Here is a 16,527-nt window from a genome sequence, read left to right as displayed (position 1 = left end):
AAGTGCACCGACCGGCAAGAGCGTGACCGGATCGTGGACAGTCCGATCTCGGAATGAAAGACGATGCAGGTGGTGGGCGGTCAAGGGGCACGAGAACGCGTCGAGTTCGCCGCCGGCGCGTGCGCGTCGGCGCCAGGGGTCGCTCCATCCGGCCATTCCCTACACAATCAGTAGGGAAGTGTTGACGCGCGCCCGCCGTGCACCGCACGATGTGGGCATGCCCCCGTCGCAGCCGTTGCTCGTACGCCGCAGGCACGTTGACTTCCGTCGCGTCGCCAGCGCCGTCTGCCGACCCGTTTAGGGCCATTTCGCAGGGCACCTCCCCGGCGCGCACCGACATTCCGGGAACCGCCGACGTCATCGTCGCCGTCGCGCCTTTCTCCTGACCATCTCGGCCCCGCTGAGCCGTCGTACGGGTCGTCCCCGTCGAATCCGTCACGGAGACCCCTGCCCTGCCGTAGCCCGACACCCGGCGTCCGCACCTCACTCCGAGCAGCCGAAGGGGCTCATCGTGACCACCGCAATTCCCGTACCCGCCACCCGCCGTGAACCCGCCCCACGCCTCCAACTGGTCGGTGACCGCCCGCCGGACGGCCCTGAGGGCGCCGCCCGGGTCGGATACCTCGTGTTCCTGCCGGCGGACGTCGACCCGGTGGCGTTGCTGGAAGCGCGAGGCGTGCGCCCCGAGATCCATCCCCTGGAGCCCACGCCCCCGCCGGCGTACCCCGACGCCATCCGGGTCGACCGGACACGCCGGCTGGTCGAAATCGACGGCCGCGAACTCGACCTCACCTACCTGGAGTTCGATCTCCTGGCCCACCTCGTGGCCCACCCGTACACGGTGCACACGCGTGACGCCCTCATCACGGACATCTGGGGCTACGGACACGTCGGCGACGGCCGTACGGTCGACGTCCACGTGGCCCGGCTGCGCCGCAAGCTCGGCCCGGCCCACCGGGGCCGCATCTCCACGGTGCGCCGTGTCGGCTACAAGTACGTGCCCGACCACCAGTAGCCGGAAGCTGTCCGACGAGGCCGTCACCACCCCGGCCTGCCGCTGACCGGCCCTTGAGTGCTCCGTCCGTGTGCGGGTCGCCGACCCCCCTGATAGCGTCGAAAGGACACCTGAGCCGATCGGAGCGCCGGCCACGGGCCACCGGCGATCGGAAAGAAGGTGGTGTCCGTGAAACGGATGGTGTCGTTGTGCGGCGCCGGGGGCGCCATGGTCGCGGTCGTACTGGCGGGTGTCGCGTGCCCGCCGGCATACGCGGCCGGCGACGACCGCGAGAAACGCAGCGCAAACGTTCTCCAGGAGCTGGTGCCGTCTCCGGACGGCCCGGGATGTGCCGCAGCCGTCGGCGTACGGGGAAGCGTCGTCTGGGAGGCCGGGAGGGGCAAGGCCGATCTGACGACCGGACGCGCCATCACCCCGAAAACAGTCTTCGACATGGCGTCCAACTCCAAGCAATTCACCGCGGACGCACTCCTCTTGCTCGCCGGACGCCACCAACTCGCGCTGAGCGACCCCCTGTCCGACTACCTCGACAACCCGCCCGCCTGGACGCGGGACGTCACGCTGGGCGACCTGATGCGCCACACCAGCGGCATCCCCGACTACCAGGACCTGCTGGAGGCCAAGGGCATCAAAATGACGGATCCGGCAGGCCAGAAGGAAGCGATCGCGGCCATCCTCGCCTCACGGCCGCAAGACCCGCCCGGTAAGCGCTTCTCCTACTCCAACTCCAACTACGTCCTCCTGGCACACGTGGTCGAGAAGGTCACCGGCACGCCGTTCCCGACCTTCCTCCAACAGGAGTTCTTCACCCCGCTGCACCTGCGCATGAGGTTGTCCCCCGCGGTGGACGTGCCGGGCAAGGCCAAGTCGTACGACGAGAAGAACGGCTCCTTCACTCCCAATTCCTCCCCGTGGAAACAGTACGGAGACGGGTCCGTCCAAACGACCGCCGGCGAGTTCGTCCGCTGGGCCGACAACTACCGCACCGGTCGCATCGGCGGAGCGCAACTGCTCACCGGCGTCACGGAAGGCGCGGTGAGCGTGGGCGACGTCCTGCGTCCGCGCGGCATCGAAGAGGGCCGCTACGGCGCCGGAATCCTCCTCCTGCCCGACAAGAGCCTGGTCCACCGCGGCGACTGGGAGGGCTTCCACAGCACCTTCAAGGTGAGCCCGGACCGCAACACCGCGGTAACCGTCGCGTGCAACACGGACTCGCCCGACAGTTTCCGCGCGGCCAATCAACTGCTGGACATCTGGACCAAATAACGGGCACGGGCCGTTCCCGGCATGGGCGGCAGCCGGGACGGGTAGGGCGTGATCATGCTGAATCGTTCGCCGGCCGGAGAGGCGGTGCGCCTGGCGCTTTCCGCGGCCGAGCGGTCCGCCGGGCTCATCGTGGGCCTGCTGGACCTCCCCCGCACGAGCGGCCCCGTACCTCCTGCGCTCGGCATCGACCCGTCAGCCGTCGGTCCGGCCGAGTACGAGGCGATCGCCGGGCACTTGGCACCGCTGGACGGACTGATCGACGCCGCGCCGGCCGCCGCCGACGGCATGCGCTGGCGCCAGCTCGACGAGACGGTCCTCTTCTCCTGCGCACGGACGGTGGACGTCGCCTTCGAGGAGTTCACGACCCGCGTGGACATCGCCCAGGTGATCAGCATGACCGCCGGCTACCTGGGCGGCCGTACCGCCGTGGCCGAGCGGGACCAGGCCGGCCGCGCCGTACGCCAGGTCGAACGCAGCGTGAACCGGGCCCAGCCCGCCTACCTCGCCCTCTCCGGCGCCCCGGTACTGGACGTCTGCAAGGCGGAGACCATCGACCACCGCCCGGACGAGCAGGTCCTGCGCTGGCGCCAGGTGCACAGCCCGAACGGTTCCGCCCTCCAGGACGACGGGTCCGTGTCCTTCGCCCGCACCGACCGCGGCACGACCCTGATCACCGTCCGTGCGTACCAGCGCATCGCGCTCCCCGTGCTCTGGCGGGCGGTCAGCCCGGCCCTCTGGCCGGTGGTGCGCCGCACCCTCGTCGAGGACGCGTACCGCCGCTCCTTCACGCACACGCTCGACACCATCGAGGCACGCGCCCGCGGCACGGAGCCGCCCCGCAGCCCCGCCCGCCCCCACCGCATCGACGCCGCCGGCTTCCGCCACTTCGGTCCCGCAAGGTGACTGCGGCCACGTCCGGGAATCCGGACTACCCGTACGCCTTCCACGTCGCCCTCGACGGCAACGGCCTCAACGGTCTGGAGGGCCGCGCCGGAGTCTGCGTCTTCAAGTACGACCCGGCGAGCGGCCGGTACGCGTACAAGATCGAATACTACGACGGGATCGCGGGCGGCCACGCGGTGAGCGTCAGCCCGGACGGGCGGACGGGCTTCCTCGGCAACACCGGCCAGCACCTGATGTTCTACGACACCGCCGACACCGCGGAGCTCGGCCGCCTGTCCACCCTGGGCATCGAGCCCACGGACTCCTCGCTCAAGGGCAGTACGCACGTCGCCTGGCTCGGCGCCCGCGAGGCGGTGGCCGCGATCGGCGAGCACCTGTGGCGCTTCGACCTCGACCGGCTGGAGCGTCCCGAACGCCTGGGACCGCACGCCCTGAAACTGCCCCATGCGATGCAGACCACCGCCTCCGGACGCTACCTCGTCTACGGCGGCATGGACCATCCCACCCGCGGAGAGGCCCGCGAGGTCGCCGTCTTCGACCTGCACACCGGAACCGTCCGCCGCGTGGAGTTGCCGACCACCTGCTGGCACGTGGCCGTCCACCCGCGCGATGACCGCTTCTACGCCCTGTCCTTCCGGGTCGCGCCCCAGGAGGGCCGCGACTGGCACGAGTGGGCCATGTCCTACCTCAAGGAGTACGCCTTCGAGATCGACGCGGCGGAAGGCCGGGTGCTGCGCCACTGGACCGCCCCCAGCGACGCACCGGTCCACATCAACTCCGACGTCTGCGTCTCCGACCGCGAGCTGATCTACTGCAACGGCGGCAGCGGCACCATCGTCATGCTGGGCCTCGCCGACTTCGCCACCCACCGCATCATCGACGAACGTCCCTCCGTCACCGAGCAGTTGCTGGCCGGACGGCAGGCGGTGCGCCAGGTTACCGACGCCTTCACCCGCGGGTCACCCGGCCCGAGCAGCCGGCACTTCCTCGGCGCGCTGCGGGTCTCCCGCGGCACTCTGCTCGACTCCGTCTACGCCTGCCGGCTGTCCGCCGACCAGAGCCTGCTGTTCACCGCCAACCGCGGCCTCAACACCATCACGGTCTACGACTACCCGGCGAACACGGTCCGGCTGCGCGTGCGCATGCCGGAGCTGAGGGAGTACGTACCGGGCCTGCCCCGCTGGGCGGACCCACGCCTGGGCTTCCACCACAGCGTGCTCGTGAGCCCCGGGTAGCCGTTGCTCCGGGCACGCCCTCGCCCCGGGGAATCGTCAGAGACCGGACTCCTTGTGCCAGATGCGTCGGGATGCCGGGAGCGGGTCCTCGACGACCGACGGTTCTCTGTCCCAGAGGCGAGTCGTCGGCTGCTGCGTCGTGAAGGGAGCCCAGCCGGGATCGCCCGAGGCGGCGAAGGAGATCCAGGAGGCACGGAGCTGTTCCGACAGGTGCGTGAAGTCCTGGGACGGGGCTTTACCCCCGAACAGGAAGCCCGACAGAGGCCCCCGTGTGTGGCCGAAGGTCGCGGGTATGTCCACGGTGTGACAGGCGCCGAGGGCCCCACCGAAGGCCGGACTGCTCCACGTGAAGTCATACAGCCACGCGCGTCCGCCGGCTGCGGCGTGTGCCTCGGCCAGCCACGTCGAGGGCATCCTGAACAGCGCGTCCGAGAACATGGTGACGTACAACTGGGAGTCGGTCAGGCCCGGGTGGGCGGCGCGGTAGTCGGCCGCGGCCTGACGGCCGAGCTTCAACCCCTCGGTGACGGCTTCGAGGTCGAGGTCGCGAATCTTCGCCGAGGGCTGCGCCGGCTTGTCCGACGCCCGATCGCGGAATCCCGCGCGTGCCGCCGCGAGCATCATGGGAACGGCCTTGACCATGGCGCCGAATTTGATCTTGACCAGGCCGCGTTCCATGGCGAACAGGGTGAACTCGTCATGGGTGTATCCGGAGATGAGGTCCACATCACGTGCGCACCCGGAACGCAGGGCCAGCCACGGTTTGTCGACCACGGTGACGCCATCGATGACGGGCGAGAACGCGGTGATCGCCTCGGGAGTCGTCCAGTTCGCCGGATCCGTCCGCATCGCGGGCAGAGCCACGTCCTGTACCGCCAGCAACGCCTCGGGTGACACGGAGGCCAGGCCGTCGAGGCCCACGCCGACCGCTTCCCCCATCATCACGGCGATCCGCCGGGCCTCCTCCTCGGGCAGGAAGCGCCCGGCCATGCTCTGGACGATGGCGCGGCGGAACAGACCGCGGGCGGCGGGGGCGGACAGGAGGGCGGCGACGGACGCACCTCCGCCGGACTCACCGAAGACCGTCACGTTGTCCGGGTCGCCGCCGAAAGCCGCGATGTTCTCGCGTACCCAGGTGAGTGCCGCGGCCTGGTCGAGGAAGCCCCGGTTGGCGGGCATCCCCGGTACGAAGCCGAATCCTTCGAAGCCGACGCGGTAGTTGAACGTCACCATGACGACGCCACCTCGGGCCAGTACCTCGCCGTCGTAGCCCGGATCCCCGGAGTAGCCGGTCTTCCATCCCCCGCCGTAGATCCACACCATGACCGGCAGCCGGTCACCGGCGCCCCCTGGGGTCCACACGTTCACGTTGAGGCAGTCCAGGCCGTCTTCCGGCCGCCAGGCCCTGGGCATTCCGGGACGCAGCGGCAACTGCGGGGGTGCCGTACCGAAAGACGTGGCCGGGCGGACGCCATCCCATGCGGGGACCGGGGCCGGCGCCTGGAACCTCAGAGGTCCGGCCGGCGGGAGGGCGTAGGGGATGCCCTTGAAGACCGACAGCCCGTTCTCCGTCGTGCCTTCGATCCTGCCGGTCAGGGTCTGTATGACAACACCCATGGGGTGGCTCCTTTCATGACGAGAGTCTGAGGACCGCGTCGAGCAGGCACTTCCCGCCGAACATCAGGTCGGTGATCCGGGCGTGCTCGTCGGGCGCGTGGATGAGGCGCATGACGTCCGCGTCACTCGCGGAGGGAAAGAATCCGATCACCTTCGTGTCGGGGAAGGCGCGGGCATCCGTGGATGCCGGATTGATGTACGGCAGGACGCGCGCACCCGGTTCGTGGGCTGCGACCGTATCGTCCAGAACGCGCAGGATCTCGGGGTCGTCGTGGACGGCGTGGCTGGCTCTGCCGTGCAGCAGCGAGACTTCGACACGGTCTCCGGCAGCCCGCTGAACCTCCTCGACCCAACGGTGGGGCACCTCACCGGGCAGGAGACGACCGTCCAGCACCACACTCGCCTCGACGGGCGCCACGTTCTGCCGTTGCCCCGCGGACAGCACGGTGGGAGTGGCGGTGTTGTGCAGCCCGGCGACGACGAACTCCCGCAGGACGGGATCGATGGGCAGGCTGTTCGCGCGCGCCCAGGTCGGGTCCTCCAACAGCCGCTCGATGGCCACCGCGCCAGCGCCCGGGTGCAGATCCGCCAAGATGCCCAGCATGCGGCGCGAGGCGGGATGCAGCACCGACTCCGGAGCGAACGCGCGCAACCGGAGCAGGGCCTCGGCCAGCGAGAAGACCGCGGACTCCGCCCGTGGGACGGAGGCATGGCCGCCCGGCCCTCGAGCTGTGACCCGCATCCGGGCGCTGCCCTTCTCGGCCACCTGCACGGTGTACACGGGGCCGCCGGGAGTCATGAAACGCTGGCCGCCGCCCTCGTTGAACGCCAGCTCCGCCTCGACGAGGCCGCGGTGGTTCTCCCAGAGCCAGTACGCGCCAAGCCGGCTGCCGGCTTCCTCGTCGGCGGTGACCACCATCAGCACATCGCGGGTCAGCCGGATCCGGTGCGCGGCCAGGAGTTGCATCACGAGCAGGCTCGCGGCGACCTGGCTCTTCATGTCGAGCGCTCCGCGGCCCCAAACGCGGCCATCGGCCACCTCGCCCGAGAAGGGCGGATGACTCCACCCGTCGGGCCCCGCGCCGACCACGTCGGCGTGGCTCAGCAGCATGAGCGGCGGCTTCCGGCCCGAACCGGGCAGCCGGGCGACGAGGTTGGCCCGTCCGGGCTCGGACTCCAGGATGGTGTGTGCGATACCGGAGCGGGACAGTTCGCGGGAGAGATGGCGTGCGACGGCGATTTCGTTGCCCGGCGGATTCGAGGTGTCCAGGCGGATCAGCGCCGAGAGGTGGCTGACGAGGTGTTGTTCCTGGTCGGCCCAGGAGAAGGGCAGCGTCATCGGCTCGGGTGGGGTGAACATCAACGCTCCGGAGTTCCTGGAACCGCACACAGGGAGGAGTGGGGGAGTGTTACACGTGTAACGACTTCTGGTTCTATCTATCATCTGACCTGCGCTCTGCGCCAGTGCCCGTCTCTCGGCCCCGGCGACGCGCCGGGATTTTCCGTTGCCCGGCCCGGGCGGGCGTCTCTAGCCTCCGGGCATGACCGATGGCGGGTACGACGAGCTGGTGGCGGCCGCGATGGCAGCTCCGATTGAAGGTTGGGACTTCGGCTGGTTGACCGGACGGGCGGAGGGCTCGGAACCGTCGTGGTCATATCCGGAAATCGCCCGGGCGTACATCGCCACTGCCGATCACTTGCTGGATGTCGACACGGGCGGCGGCGAGCTGCTCGCCTCGCTTCAGCCCCTGCCCCGGCACACGTGGGCGACCGAGGGCTGGCTGCCCAATGTCGCCGTTGCGCGCCATCGCCTGGAACCGCTGGGGGTTACGGTCGTGCCGGCCCCCGTCCGGGATCGGCTGCCGCTCCCGGACGGGTCGATCGACGTGATGCTGAATCGCCACGGAAGCCTGGCCGCCCACGAAGTCCGGCGCACGCTGCGCCCCGGTGGCGTCCTGCTGACACAGCAGGTGGGCAGCGAAGACTGCGCCGATCTGAATGAAGCTCTGGGCGCCCCGCACGCTCAGCCGTCAGGCGGCTGGACCCTCCGGACGGCAAGTGAAGCCCTGCGCGCTGCGGGACTGCGGGTGACCCGGGCGGAGGAGGAGATACCGGTGCTGACCTTTTACGACATCGGCGCCGTGGTCTACCACCTGCGCCTGGTCGCGTGGCAGATCCCCGACTTCAGTCCCGAGCGCTATGAATCCGCCCTGCGTCGCCTCCATCGCCGGATGTGCTCTGCGGGACGACTGGACGTGCACGCGCACCGATTCCTGATCGTCGCGGAGCGGTCGGACGAGCCCGGGTCTGCGGTGGCCGAGGCGCTCCCGCGCGCGCATGTCGCGCGCCCTTGACGGCCACCGCGATGTCGCGATAGACAGATGTCACGTGACACGTGTTACCTCGGTGCTGCTCGCGGCTGGACGAGAGTCCGGATGCCGAGTCGGCGGTCGGCGCGCCCGATCCCACCCGATCGCGTGTGACGCCCCGCCTCACCTGGAGGTTTCACCCCATGGCTCCGTCTCCCGATCGGAACCCGGTCGTCTCCGCCCTCGGCCGCATGGTGGTGCTCGTCGCGGATACCGAAGCCGCCCTGGCCTTCTACCGGGACGTCCTGGGCTTCGCGGTCCTGCACGACCGGACGGCTGACGGCTACCGCTACCTGCACATCGGTGTGCCCGGCCAGACACTGGCGGGCCTCTGGCTGATGCCCGCGACCACGGACCGGGAGCGTGAGCTGATCGGCCGTCAGTGCGGTGGCCAGCCCTTGCTCGTCCTGTATGTGGCCGACGTGCAACAGACCGCCGATCACCTGCGCGCGCACGGTGTGCGGGTGTGGGACGAACGGGAGGAGGCCGACAGTCGCTCCCTGCACTTCGAGGACCTGTACGGGAACGTCATCGTGGCGGCGCAACTCCCCGTCCCGATGACGGTCGCGGATCAGGTGGACACCGGGTTTCCATTGCGCCCGTCCGTCCTGTCCGGCCCACGAGTCCGCCTGGAACCGCTGTCCCTTGAGCACGCTGAGGGGTTGTGGTCCGTAGGTGACGACGAGGTCTTCGCGAAACTGCCGCAGGCAGGTGGAGATCGGTTCCACGTGGCTGGGGCGGGCGTGGTGGGGCGCCGGCATCAACCGGGAGGCGAAGCGTCTCCTGCCGGACCATGCCTTCGCCGGGCTGGGCTGCGACAAGGTCATGTTGTTCCGTACGGACCCTGAGAACATTCGGTCCCAGCAGGCACTGGAACGTCTGGGAGCGGTGCGCGACGGCGTGGTTCGTCGTGACTGGCCACGCCCGGACGGGACGTGGCGCGACAGCATCTACTACTCGTTGTTGCGTGACGAGTGGGATTCGCCGGGGAGCGGATGACCTTGTTGCACGGCGTCGTGGCGCACGGCGCGTGACCGACCGATGAGCGCGGTGTCTTTGGCGAACCGCTTTCGGGGCCGGGGTCGCCGGCAGCCGCAGGGTGCCCTCGCAGGTGACCGGCTGCTGCGCCCGGCCTCCTTTCCGGTCAGCTCCCAGCCGGCCCGCATGGCGCAGCGTAGTGGCGCCGCGGGTTGCGGCCCTCAGATGAAAGTGCCATGTAGCGGCCGTCGTTACCGGTCAGGGCCCGGCAGTACTCCAGGCTTGCCCAGTGCTCGGCGAGGCCGCGACGCTGCCCGCCAGGTCCGTTGTCGAGTCCTCGGCACGTCTGCTCGCTTCACCGCTGCTACCCCCTACGGCTCGTACGGGCGTTACAGGCCAACGTCGCCGGCTACGTGGGGGAGTAGGGGTGCATGAAGGTCGTACGCGCACATGATGAGGGGTGGCCCCTGCCCGAGGCGGGGCCACCCCGTCAGGCCTTGGCAGGCTCCGGTTCGGCCTCTGTGCTGCTCCCGTCGCTGAGCGCGGCGAGGTAGCGCTCGGCGTCGAGGGCCGCGGCGCAGCCGGAGCCGGCCGCGGTGATGGCTTGGCGGTAGGTGTGGTCGACGACGTCGCCGGCGGCGAAGACGCCGGGGATGTTCGTGCGGGTCGAGGGCGAGGCGACCTGGATGTAGCCCTCGTCGTCGAGGTCGACCTGTCCGGTGAAGAGTTCGGTGCGGGGGTCGTGTCCGATGGCGATGAACAGTCCGGTCACGTCCAGGTCGCGGGTGGCTCCCGTGGAGGTGTCGCGAAGGACGACCCCGGAGAGCATGCCGCCGGTTTCCTTGATCTCGGCTATTTCGCTGTCGAAGGCGAAGGAGATCTTGTCGTCGGAGAACGCCCGGTCCTGCATGACCTTGGAGGCGCGCAGGGTGGAACGTCGGTGGACGACGGTGACGGACTTCGCGAAGCGGGTGAGGAAGGTGGCTTCCTCCATGGCGGTGTCGCCGCCGCCGACCACGACGATGTCGCGGTCGCGGAAGAAGAACCCGTCGCAGGTCGCGCACCACGACACTCCGCGGCCGGACAGCTCGTCCTCACGGGACAGACCGAGCTTGCGGTAGCCGGACCCGGTCGCGATGATCACCGTCCTGGCGCGGTGGACGGTGCCCTCGGAGTCGGTGACTTCCTTGACGGGGCCCGTGAGGTCGACGGAGACGATGTCGTCGTCGATCATCTCGGCGCCGAACTTCTCGGCCTGGGCCCGCATGTTGACCATGAGGTCAGGACCGTCGATCCCGTCGGGGAAGCCGGGGAAGTTCTCCACCTCGGTGGTCGTGGTGAGGGAGCCGCCGACGAAGATGGAGCTGCCGAAGAGCAAGGGCTTCAGCTGGGCGCGGGCGGTGTAGAGGGCTGCGGTGTATCCGGCGGGGCCGGAGCCTATGACGATGACGTCGCGGACGTCGCCGGTCGGGGTCGTCTCGGTCACGTCAGGTGCCTCAGGCCTTCGACTTGGCGTCGATCTCGGCGATCAGGCCCTCGATGAGGCCCTTGATCTCGTCGCGGATGGGGCGGACGGCCTCGACGCCCTGGCCCGCCGGGTCCTCGAGCTGCCAGTCGAGGTAGGTCTTGCCGGGGAAGTACGGGCAGGCGTCGCCGCAGCCCATGGTGATGATGTAGTCGGAGGCCTGGGCGGCCTCGGGAGTGAGGACCTTCGGCTTCTGGTCGGAGATGTCGATGCCCAGCTCTGCCATGGCGGCGACGGCGGACGGGTTGATCTGGTCCCCGGGCATGGAGCCGGCGGAGCGGACCTCGACCCGGTCGCCGGCGAGGTGGCGCAGGAATCCGGCTGCCATCTGGGAGCGGCCCGCGTTGTGGATGCAGACGAACAGGACGGAGGCGGCAGGAGCGGAGGACATCTGTTCTTCCTTGGGGTGAGGCGACTTCGGTGGGGATGCGTGGGGGCTCATGGGGCGAGCCGGGTGAGCAGCTCGGTGATGTGGGCGTCGATGGCGTCGCGGATGTCGCGGATGTCGCGGATGTCGCGGATGACGGCGATCGGCGCTCCGTCGGGGTCGGCGACGGGCCAGTCGAGGTAGCGGCGGCCCGGCACCACGGGGCAGGCGTCACCGCAGCCCATCGTGATCACGATGTCGGCCGCCTGGACGACCTCTTCGGTCAGCGGCTTGGGGTAGGCGTCTGCCAGGTCCACGCGCGCCTCGGTGAGGGCCTGCGCGATGTGCGGCTCCACCTCGCCGGCCGGCTTAGTGCCCGCAGAGGAGACCGTAACCCGTTCGCCTGCCCGGTGGGCCAGGAGAGCGGCGGCCATCTGGGAGCGGCCGGCGTTGTGGCTGCACACGAACAGTACTCGGGTCGGACCGCTCGTCAGCCCCTGGGTGTGGGCGAGGGCGTCGAGGCGGTCGGCGGTCAGCCGTTCCGCCGGCACGACCAAGTGCGTACGGATCCGCGCCTGCTCGGCAAGAAGCGTGTAGGAGTCGGCGAGCAGGCCCAGCACGGTTTCCGGCGCGAAGTGGCCGGCGTATCGGGTGGCGAGACGGGCGGCCCCGGCGGCCAGGCGTTCGTCCGGCAGGAGGGGCGCGGAAGGCGGGGGCATGGCGGTCCCGTTCAAAGGAGCCAATAGGATCAGCTCGGGCTGGTGTCAGCCCCAACTGATGTGACAGTATCAGTCCATGATGACGTCAGTCGACACTGATCTGATCCGGGCTCTGGCCGACCCGCTCAGGCTCCAGATCGTGACCCTCCTCGCCCGCGAGACGCTCTGCACCACCCACCTGGTGGAGGAGACGGGCGCCAAGCAGACGAACCTCTCCAACCACATGAAGGTGCTGCGGGAGGCAGGGGTCGTGGATACGGAGCCATGCGGGAGGTACATCTACTACCGCCTGCGCCCGGAAGTCATCGAAACCCTCGCCGGTCAGTTCGCCGACCTCGCCCGGACCGCGCGAGCCACCGCAGAAGCGAACCTCAAGCGGTCCTGCCCGTAGCCTTCCGCGCTTTGCCTCACCTGCCCGAGGAGACCCTGCCTTGACCGCCACCGAGCCCGCCGCGAGCGACGCCATAGCCGCCGACACGGCGCCGCAGCCCGCGCCCGGCGCGACCCCGCCCCGTACCCCGCTGATCGCCCGCGCCGCCGCCGAGCTCGTCGGCACCGCCGCCCTGGTCGCGATCGTGGTCGGCTCCGGCATCCAGGCCACCGAGCTCACCGACGACGTCGCCCTCCAACTGCTGGCCAACTCCACCGCCACCGTCTTCGGCCTCGGCGTCCTGATCGCCCTCCTCGGCCCGGTCTCCGGCGCCCACTTCAACCCCGCCGTCACCCTCGCCGAGTGGTGGGCCGCCCGCCGCGGCGGCGCCGGCGTCACCGCCCGCGAGCTCGCCGTCTACCTCCCCTCGCAGATCGCCGGTGCCATCGCGGGTGCGGTCCTCGCGGACGCCATGTTCGGCGAGCCGCTGGTGAAGTGGTCGACCCACGACCGGTCCGCCGGCAACCTCCTCCTCGGCGAGGTCGTCGCGACCGCCGGCCTGATCCTGCTGATCTTCGGCCTGGCGCGTACGGACCGCCTCCGTTTCGCTCCGGTCGCCGTGGCCTCGTACATCGGCGCCGCCTACTGGTTCACCTCGTCCACGTCGTTCGCGAACCCGGCCGTGACGATCGGCCGCGCCTTCACGGACACCTTCGCGGGCATCGCCCCGGCCTCGGTCGCCGGCTTCATCGGCATGCAACTGATCGGCGTGGTCGTGGGCCTGGCCTTGGTGGCGGTGATCTTCATGGGCGGCAAGACCGAGTCGGGGACGCCCGCAGCATGACGCGGCGTACGGATGTGGTGGTGATCGGCGGCCCTGAGCCGACCCGCGGCCGGCCGGAATCCGACCCGGCGGGCTGGACGCGCTCAGCTCCGCGGGTGGCGGGGTGCTTGTCGAACGCGGCCCGGTCGGGAACGTCACGCCGCCTTCGCGGCGCCGGCCAGCAGCGCTCCCATGGCGGCGAGCACGGACGGCTCGACCCGGTAGTACACCCATGTGCCGCGCCGCTCGGAGGACAGCAGCCCGGCCTCCTTCAGCTTCTTCAGGTGATGGGAGACCGTCGGCTGGGACACCCCGACGTCGGAGATGTCGCACACGCACGCTTCTCCGCCCTCGTGGGAGGCGACGGCGGAGAACAGGCGCAGGCGCACGGGGTCGCCGAGGGCCTTGAACATCCTCGCCGCGACCTCTGCCTCGTCCGCGGACATGGGGCGCTCGGTCAGCGGGGGGCAGCAGGCCGCGAGGGCCTCGGGCTCCAGAAGCGGCAGCACCTTCGCATTCGACATACGTCTATGTTGACACATGTCGAACCAGAGTGGCAGGGGTCTCACGCGCCGGCCGGGCGGCACGACCACTCCATAAATTAGATGTCTATCTATGTTGACACCTATCGATACAGGTGCCATGCTGATCACGTAAGCCATAGACAAACTTCGAAACACCAGAAGACCCGGAGACCTGTCATGAGCGAGACCACCACCGAGCTGCCCGTCGTCGTCATCGGGGCCGGCCCCGCCGGACTTGCGGCCGCCGCCCACCTGGTCGACCGGGGCCTGGAACCCCTCGTCCTGGAGGCTGGGACCACCGCCGGATCCGCCGTGCGCGAGTGGGCCCATGTACGGCTGTTCTCCCGCTGGGGTGAGGTCGTCGACCCGGCCGCCGAGAAGCTCCTCGCCCCGACCGGCTGGGTCAAGCCCGCCGAGGAGACCTACCCCTCCGGTGGGGACTGGGCCGAGCAGTACCTCCAGCCGCTGGCCGACGTGCTCGGCGAGAAGGTGCGCTACGACGCCCGTGTCACCGGCGTCTCCCGCACGGGCCGTGACCGCATCGTCGACGCCGACCGCGAGGCCCAGCCCTTCGTCGTCCGCTACGAGAGCGCCGATGGCCGCGAGCAGAGGGTCTTCGCCCGCGCGGTCGTCGACGCCTCCGGGACCTGGTCCACCCCCAGCCCCGCCGGCGGCAGCGGTCTCAAGGCCCTGGGGGAGAAGACGGCCGCCGACCGGATCAGCTACCGCGTCCCGGACCTGAAGGACCCCGCCGTCCGCGCCCGCTACGCGGGCAAGCGCACCGCGGTCATCGGCTCCGGCGCCTCCGCCTTCACGGCCCTCGCCTACCTCGCCGACCTGGCCAAGTCCGAGGACGGCCAGGGCACGCACGCCACGTGGATCCTGCGCCGCGGGATCTCGGGCTCGACCTTCGGCGGTGGTGAGGCCGACCAGCTGCCCGCCCGCGGCGCCCTGGGCCTGGCGGCGAAGGCCGCGGTCGACGGCGGGTACGCGGACGCGGTCACCGGCTTCCGTACCGACGCCTTCGAGCGTGACGGTGACGGCCGCGCGGTCCTCGTCGGGGAGGACGGCCGCCGCCTGGACGGGGTGGACGAGGTGATCGTCCTGACCGGCTTCCGCCCCGACCTCACCTTCCTGGACGAGCTGCGTCTCGGTCTCGACGAGCGCCTCCAGGCTCCGGTCGAGCTGGCGCCGCTGATCGACCCGAACCAGCACTCCTGTGGCACCGTCTACCCGCACGGCGTGAACGAGCTCTCCCACCCGGAGAAGGACGTCTACCTCGTCGGCATGAAGTCCTACGGCCGCGCCCCGACCTTCCTCGCCATGACCGGTTACGAGCAGGTCCGCTCCATCGCCGCCCACCTCGCCGGCGACCACGCGGCCGCCGAGCGCGTCGAACTCACCCTCCCCGAAACCGGCGTGTGCGGCGGCGCGGGCCTCTTCGACGAGCCCGCAGCCGCGGAAGGAACCGACGGCGGCTGCTGCGCGGCCCCGGCCACCCTCACCATCGGCGCCGCCCCCGCTTCCTCCGGCGGCTGCTGAGGTGACCGACCTTCACAGCGGCGTGGCCGCGACCGGGAACGGGGTCCGGTCGCGGCCGCGCGCCGTCCTGCCCGCCCTCTGCCTCACCCAGATCACCAGCTGGGGCATCGTCTACTACGCCTTCCTCGTCCTCAACCCGGCCATCACCGCCGACACAGGCTGGAGCGCGGGCGCGACCACCGCGGCGTTCTCCGCCGCCCTCGTCGTCTCCGCTGTCGGCGGGATCTACGTCGGCCGCGTCCTGGACCACCGCGGCCCGCGTCTGGTCATGACCGCGGGCTCCGTCCTCGGTGCCCTGAGCCTGCTGGTGATCGCCGCAGCCCCCAACCTGCCCACCTTCTTCGCCGGATGGCTGCTCGCCGGAGCGGCCATGGCCGCCATCCTCTACCAGCCCGCCTTCGCCGCCCTCACCCGCTGGTGGGCCCCCGACCACATACGCGCCCTCACCATCGTCACCCTCGCCGGCGGACTCGCCTCCACCGTCTTCGCACCCCTGACCGCGGTCCTCGCCGACCGCATGTCCTGGCGCGCCGCCTACGTCGTGCTCGCCGGCATCCTCGCCGTCCTGACCGTCCCGGCCCACGCCCTCGCCCTGAAGGCCCCGTGGCCACCGGCTCCGCCGAGCCCGCCGCACATGACCGGCGGCCACGAACACGTCGTGCGCAGCCGGGCCTTCTGGATGCTGGCCGTCACCTTCACCTTGTCCACGTTCGCGATGTACGCCGTCGTCATCGGTCTCGTCCCCCTCCTCCTCGAACGCGGCTACACCACCACTGAAGCGGCGTGGGCCCTCGGCCTCGGTGGCGCCGGCCAGACCCTCGGCCGGACCCTGTACGCGACGCTCGCCCGCCGCATGGGTGTCACCGCCCGCACCGTCACCCTGATCGCGCTCGGTGCCCTCACCACCGCTGCTCTCGCGGCCGTGGCCGGTCCGTACGCCCTGCTCGTCGTGGTAGCCGTTCTCGCCGGGGTGATCCGAGGCAACCTCACCCTTCTCCAGGCCACAGCAGTCACCGACCGCTGGGGCACCACCCACTACGGCCGGCTCTCCGGCCTCCTCGGCGCACCAGCCCACGCCGCGGCCGCCCTGGCCCCCTTCGCGGGCGCAGTCCTGGCCGGCCCCCTCGGCGGCCACCCCGCTCTGTTCGCCCTGCTCGCCGCGCTGGCGATCACTGCTGCCGGCACAGCCCTTGGAGCCCGCACGCACCGGTCCTGGGCTTAGGGGGTAGGGGGAGCCGTTCGACAGGTCCGTGCGACCTGCCGAACGGTGGATA

18 protein-coding genes are annotated in these 16,527 nt (G+C 70.5%); 12 read left to right on the top strand and 6 right to left on the bottom strand.

Annotation, left to right across the window (positions count from 1 at the left end; all coding sequences use genetic code 11):
* The first annotated feature begins 217 nt into the window (after nucleotides 1–217).
* The 5 genes from ACFTXQ_RS16285 (at nucleotide 218) to ACFTXQ_RS16265 (ending at nucleotide 4,419) form a co-directional block, all read left to right on the top strand.
* Nucleotides 218–301 carry a putative leader peptide gene (locus tag ACFTXQ_RS16285; protein WP_353962688.1) on the top strand — a complete coding sequence of 28 codons (84 nt, stop codon included), beginning with the start codon at nucleotides 218–220 and terminating at the stop codon, nucleotides 299–301.
* A gap of 210 nt (nucleotides 302–511) precedes the next feature.
* Complete coding sequence (locus tag ACFTXQ_RS16280) at nucleotides 512–1,015, top strand: winged helix-turn-helix domain-containing protein (RefSeq protein ID WP_382641146.1); 504 nt, start codon at nucleotides 512–514, stop codon at nucleotides 1,013–1,015.
* A gap of 177 nt (nucleotides 1,016–1,192) precedes the next feature.
* Nucleotides 1,193–2,281, top strand: a complete 1,089-nt coding sequence (locus ACFTXQ_RS16275; RefSeq protein ID WP_382641242.1) for a serine hydrolase domain-containing protein — start codon at nucleotides 1,193–1,195, stop codon at nucleotides 2,279–2,281.
* Nucleotides 2,282–2,335: 54 nt separating this feature from the next.
* Nucleotides 2,336–3,184, top strand: a complete 849-nt coding sequence (locus tag ACFTXQ_RS16270) for a hypothetical protein (RefSeq protein WP_382641143.1) — start codon at nucleotides 2,336–2,338, stop codon at nucleotides 3,182–3,184.
* A complete protein-coding gene (locus ACFTXQ_RS16265) occupies nucleotides 3,181–4,419 on the top strand; it encodes a hypothetical protein (protein WP_382641141.1) in 1,239 nt (412 codons plus the stop codon). The genes ACFTXQ_RS16270 and ACFTXQ_RS16265 overlap by 4 nt, the downstream gene beginning before the upstream one ends.
* Before the next feature lie 36 nt (nucleotides 4,420–4,455).
* Here ACFTXQ_RS16265 and ACFTXQ_RS16260 read toward each other — a convergent pair whose 3' ends face one another.
* Both ACFTXQ_RS16260 and ACFTXQ_RS16255 read right to left on the bottom strand, forming a co-directional pair.
* Entirely contained in the window at nucleotides 4,456–6,036 is a 1,581-nt protein-coding gene (locus ACFTXQ_RS16260; protein WP_382641138.1) for a carboxylesterase/lipase family protein, read from the bottom strand.
* Nucleotides 6,037–6,049: 13 nt separating this feature from the next.
* A complete protein-coding gene (locus ACFTXQ_RS16255; protein ID WP_382641135.1) occupies nucleotides 6,050–7,375 on the bottom strand; it encodes a M20/M25/M40 family metallo-hydrolase in 1,326 nt (441 codons plus the stop codon).
* A gap of 202 nt (nucleotides 7,376–7,577) precedes the next feature.
* Between ACFTXQ_RS16255 and ACFTXQ_RS16250 the strand changes: the two genes are divergently transcribed.
* From ACFTXQ_RS16250 to ACFTXQ_RS16240, 3 genes are all read left to right on the top strand, one after another.
* Nucleotides 7,578–8,390, top strand: coding sequence for a class I SAM-dependent methyltransferase (locus tag ACFTXQ_RS16250; protein WP_382641133.1), 813 nt, complete (start codon nucleotides 7,578–7,580; stop codon nucleotides 8,388–8,390).
* A 206-nt stretch (nucleotides 8,391–8,596) separates the two neighbouring features.
* A complete protein-coding gene (locus ACFTXQ_RS16245) occupies nucleotides 8,597–9,253 on the top strand; it encodes a VOC family protein (protein WP_382641130.1) in 657 nt (218 codons plus the stop codon).
* The gene (locus tag ACFTXQ_RS16240; RefSeq protein WP_382641240.1) at nucleotides 9,138–9,404 is read left to right on the top strand and encodes a GNAT family N-acetyltransferase; all 267 of its coding nucleotides are present in this window, start codon (nucleotides 9,138–9,140) and stop codon (nucleotides 9,402–9,404) included. The genes ACFTXQ_RS16245 and ACFTXQ_RS16240 overlap by 116 nt, the downstream gene beginning before the upstream one ends.
* Nucleotides 9,405–9,873: 469 nt before the next feature.
* Here the strand turns inward: ACFTXQ_RS16240 and trxB are convergent, their stop codons facing one another.
* From trxB to ACFTXQ_RS16225, 3 genes are read right to left on the bottom strand one after another with little or no spacing between them, the layout of a single operon-like run.
* Nucleotides 9,874–10,869, bottom strand: coding sequence for a thioredoxin-disulfide reductase (gene trxB, locus ACFTXQ_RS16235; RefSeq protein ID WP_382641128.1), 996 nt, complete (start codon nucleotides 10,867–10,869; stop codon nucleotides 9,874–9,876).
* Between the two features lie 10 nt (nucleotides 10,870–10,879).
* The gene (locus tag ACFTXQ_RS16230; RefSeq protein WP_382641125.1) at nucleotides 10,880–11,299 is read right to left on the bottom strand and encodes an arsenate reductase ArsC; all 420 of its coding nucleotides are present in this window, start codon (nucleotides 11,297–11,299) and stop codon (nucleotides 10,880–10,882) included.
* A 47-nt stretch (nucleotides 11,300–11,346) separates the two neighbouring features.
* Nucleotides 11,347–11,994, bottom strand: a complete 648-nt coding sequence (locus ACFTXQ_RS16225; RefSeq protein ID WP_382641124.1) for a low molecular weight phosphatase family protein — start codon at nucleotides 11,992–11,994, stop codon at nucleotides 11,347–11,349.
* A 76-nt stretch (nucleotides 11,995–12,070) separates the two neighbouring features.
* On the opposite strand from ACFTXQ_RS16225, the gene ACFTXQ_RS16220 reads away from it, so the two are divergent.
* Together ACFTXQ_RS16220 and ACFTXQ_RS16215 are read left to right on the top strand one after the other, a co-directional pair.
* The gene (locus ACFTXQ_RS16220; RefSeq protein ID WP_382641122.1) at nucleotides 12,071–12,385 is read left to right on the top strand and encodes an ArsR/SmtB family transcription factor; all 315 of its coding nucleotides are present in this window, start codon (nucleotides 12,071–12,073) and stop codon (nucleotides 12,383–12,385) included.
* A gap of 40 nt (nucleotides 12,386–12,425) precedes the next feature.
* Nucleotides 12,426–13,208 (top strand): aquaporin, encoded by a 783-nt coding sequence (locus ACFTXQ_RS16215; RefSeq protein ID WP_382641119.1) that lies wholly within the window; start codon nucleotides 12,426–12,428, stop codon nucleotides 13,206–13,208.
* 134 nt (nucleotides 13,209–13,342) lie between these two features.
* Here the strand turns inward: ACFTXQ_RS16215 and ACFTXQ_RS16210 are convergent, their stop codons facing one another.
* A complete protein-coding gene (locus ACFTXQ_RS16210) occupies nucleotides 13,343–13,711 on the bottom strand; it encodes an ArsR/SmtB family transcription factor (RefSeq protein ID WP_382641117.1) in 369 nt (122 codons plus the stop codon).
* A gap of 177 nt (nucleotides 13,712–13,888) precedes the next feature.
* Here ACFTXQ_RS16210 and ACFTXQ_RS16205 point away from each other — a divergent pair, with 177 nt between their 5' ends.
* Both ACFTXQ_RS16205 and ACFTXQ_RS16200 read left to right on the top strand, forming a co-directional pair.
* Nucleotides 13,889–15,253: an NAD(P)-binding domain-containing protein gene (locus tag ACFTXQ_RS16205; RefSeq protein WP_382641114.1), complete on the top strand. Its 1,365-nt coding sequence runs from the start codon at nucleotides 13,889–13,891 to the stop codon at nucleotides 15,251–15,253.
* A gap of 1 nt (nucleotide 15,254) precedes the next feature.
* Nucleotides 15,255–16,475 carry an MFS transporter gene (locus ACFTXQ_RS16200; RefSeq protein ID WP_382641111.1) on the top strand — a complete coding sequence of 407 codons (1,221 nt, stop codon included), beginning with the start codon at nucleotides 15,255–15,257 and terminating at the stop codon, nucleotides 16,473–16,475.
* The last annotated feature ends 52 nt before the right edge of the window (nucleotides 16,476–16,527 follow it).

The organism is Streptomyces sp. NPDC057010 (genome assembly GCF_042673805.1).
Classification (GTDB): Bacteria; Actinomycetota; Actinomycetes; order Streptomycetales; family Streptomycetaceae; genus Streptomyces.
This window is presented reverse-complemented; position numbering and strand designations above follow the sequence as displayed.

Coding starts and splice junctions, on each gene's coding strand:
- ACFTXQ_RS16250 (WP_382641133.1), top strand. CDS start 7,578: ATGACCGATGGCGGGTACGACGAGCTGGTGGCGGCCGCGATGGCAGCT.
- ACFTXQ_RS16245 (WP_382641130.1), top strand. CDS start 8,597: ATGGTGGTGCTCGTCGCGGATACCGAAGCCGCCCTGGCCTTCTACCGG.
- ACFTXQ_RS16255 (WP_382641135.1), bottom strand. CDS start 7,375: ATGACGCTGCCCTTCTCCTGGGCCGACCAGGAACAACACCTCGTCAGC.
- ACFTXQ_RS16205 (WP_382641114.1), top strand. CDS start 13,889: ATGAGCGAGACCACCACCGAGCTGCCCGTCGTCGTCATCGGGGCCGGC.
- ACFTXQ_RS16210 (WP_382641117.1), bottom strand. CDS start 13,711: ATGTCGAATGCGAAGGTGCTGCCGCTTCTGGAGCCCGAGGCCCTCGCG.
- ACFTXQ_RS16275 (WP_382641242.1), top strand. CDS start 1,193: ATGGTGTCGTTGTGCGGCGCCGGGGGCGCCATGGTCGCGGTCGTACTG.
- ACFTXQ_RS16230 (WP_382641125.1), bottom strand. CDS start 11,299: ATGTCCTCCGCTCCTGCCGCCTCCGTCCTGTTCGTCTGCATCCACAAC.
- ACFTXQ_RS16285 (WP_353962688.1), top strand. CDS start 218: ATGCCCCCGTCGCAGCCGTTGCTCGTACGCCGCAGGCACGTTGACTTC.
- ACFTXQ_RS16220 (WP_382641122.1), top strand. CDS start 12,071: ATGATGACGTCAGTCGACACTGATCTGATCCGGGCTCTGGCCGACCCG.
- ACFTXQ_RS16260 (WP_382641138.1), bottom strand. CDS start 6,036: ATGGGTGTTGTCATACAGACCCTGACCGGCAGGATCGAAGGCACGACG.
- ACFTXQ_RS16270 (WP_382641143.1), top strand. CDS start 2,336: ATGCTGAATCGTTCGCCGGCCGGAGAGGCGGTGCGCCTGGCGCTTTCC.
- ACFTXQ_RS16225 (WP_382641124.1), bottom strand. CDS start 11,994: ATGCCCCCGCCTTCCGCGCCCCTCCTGCCGGACGAACGCCTGGCCGCC.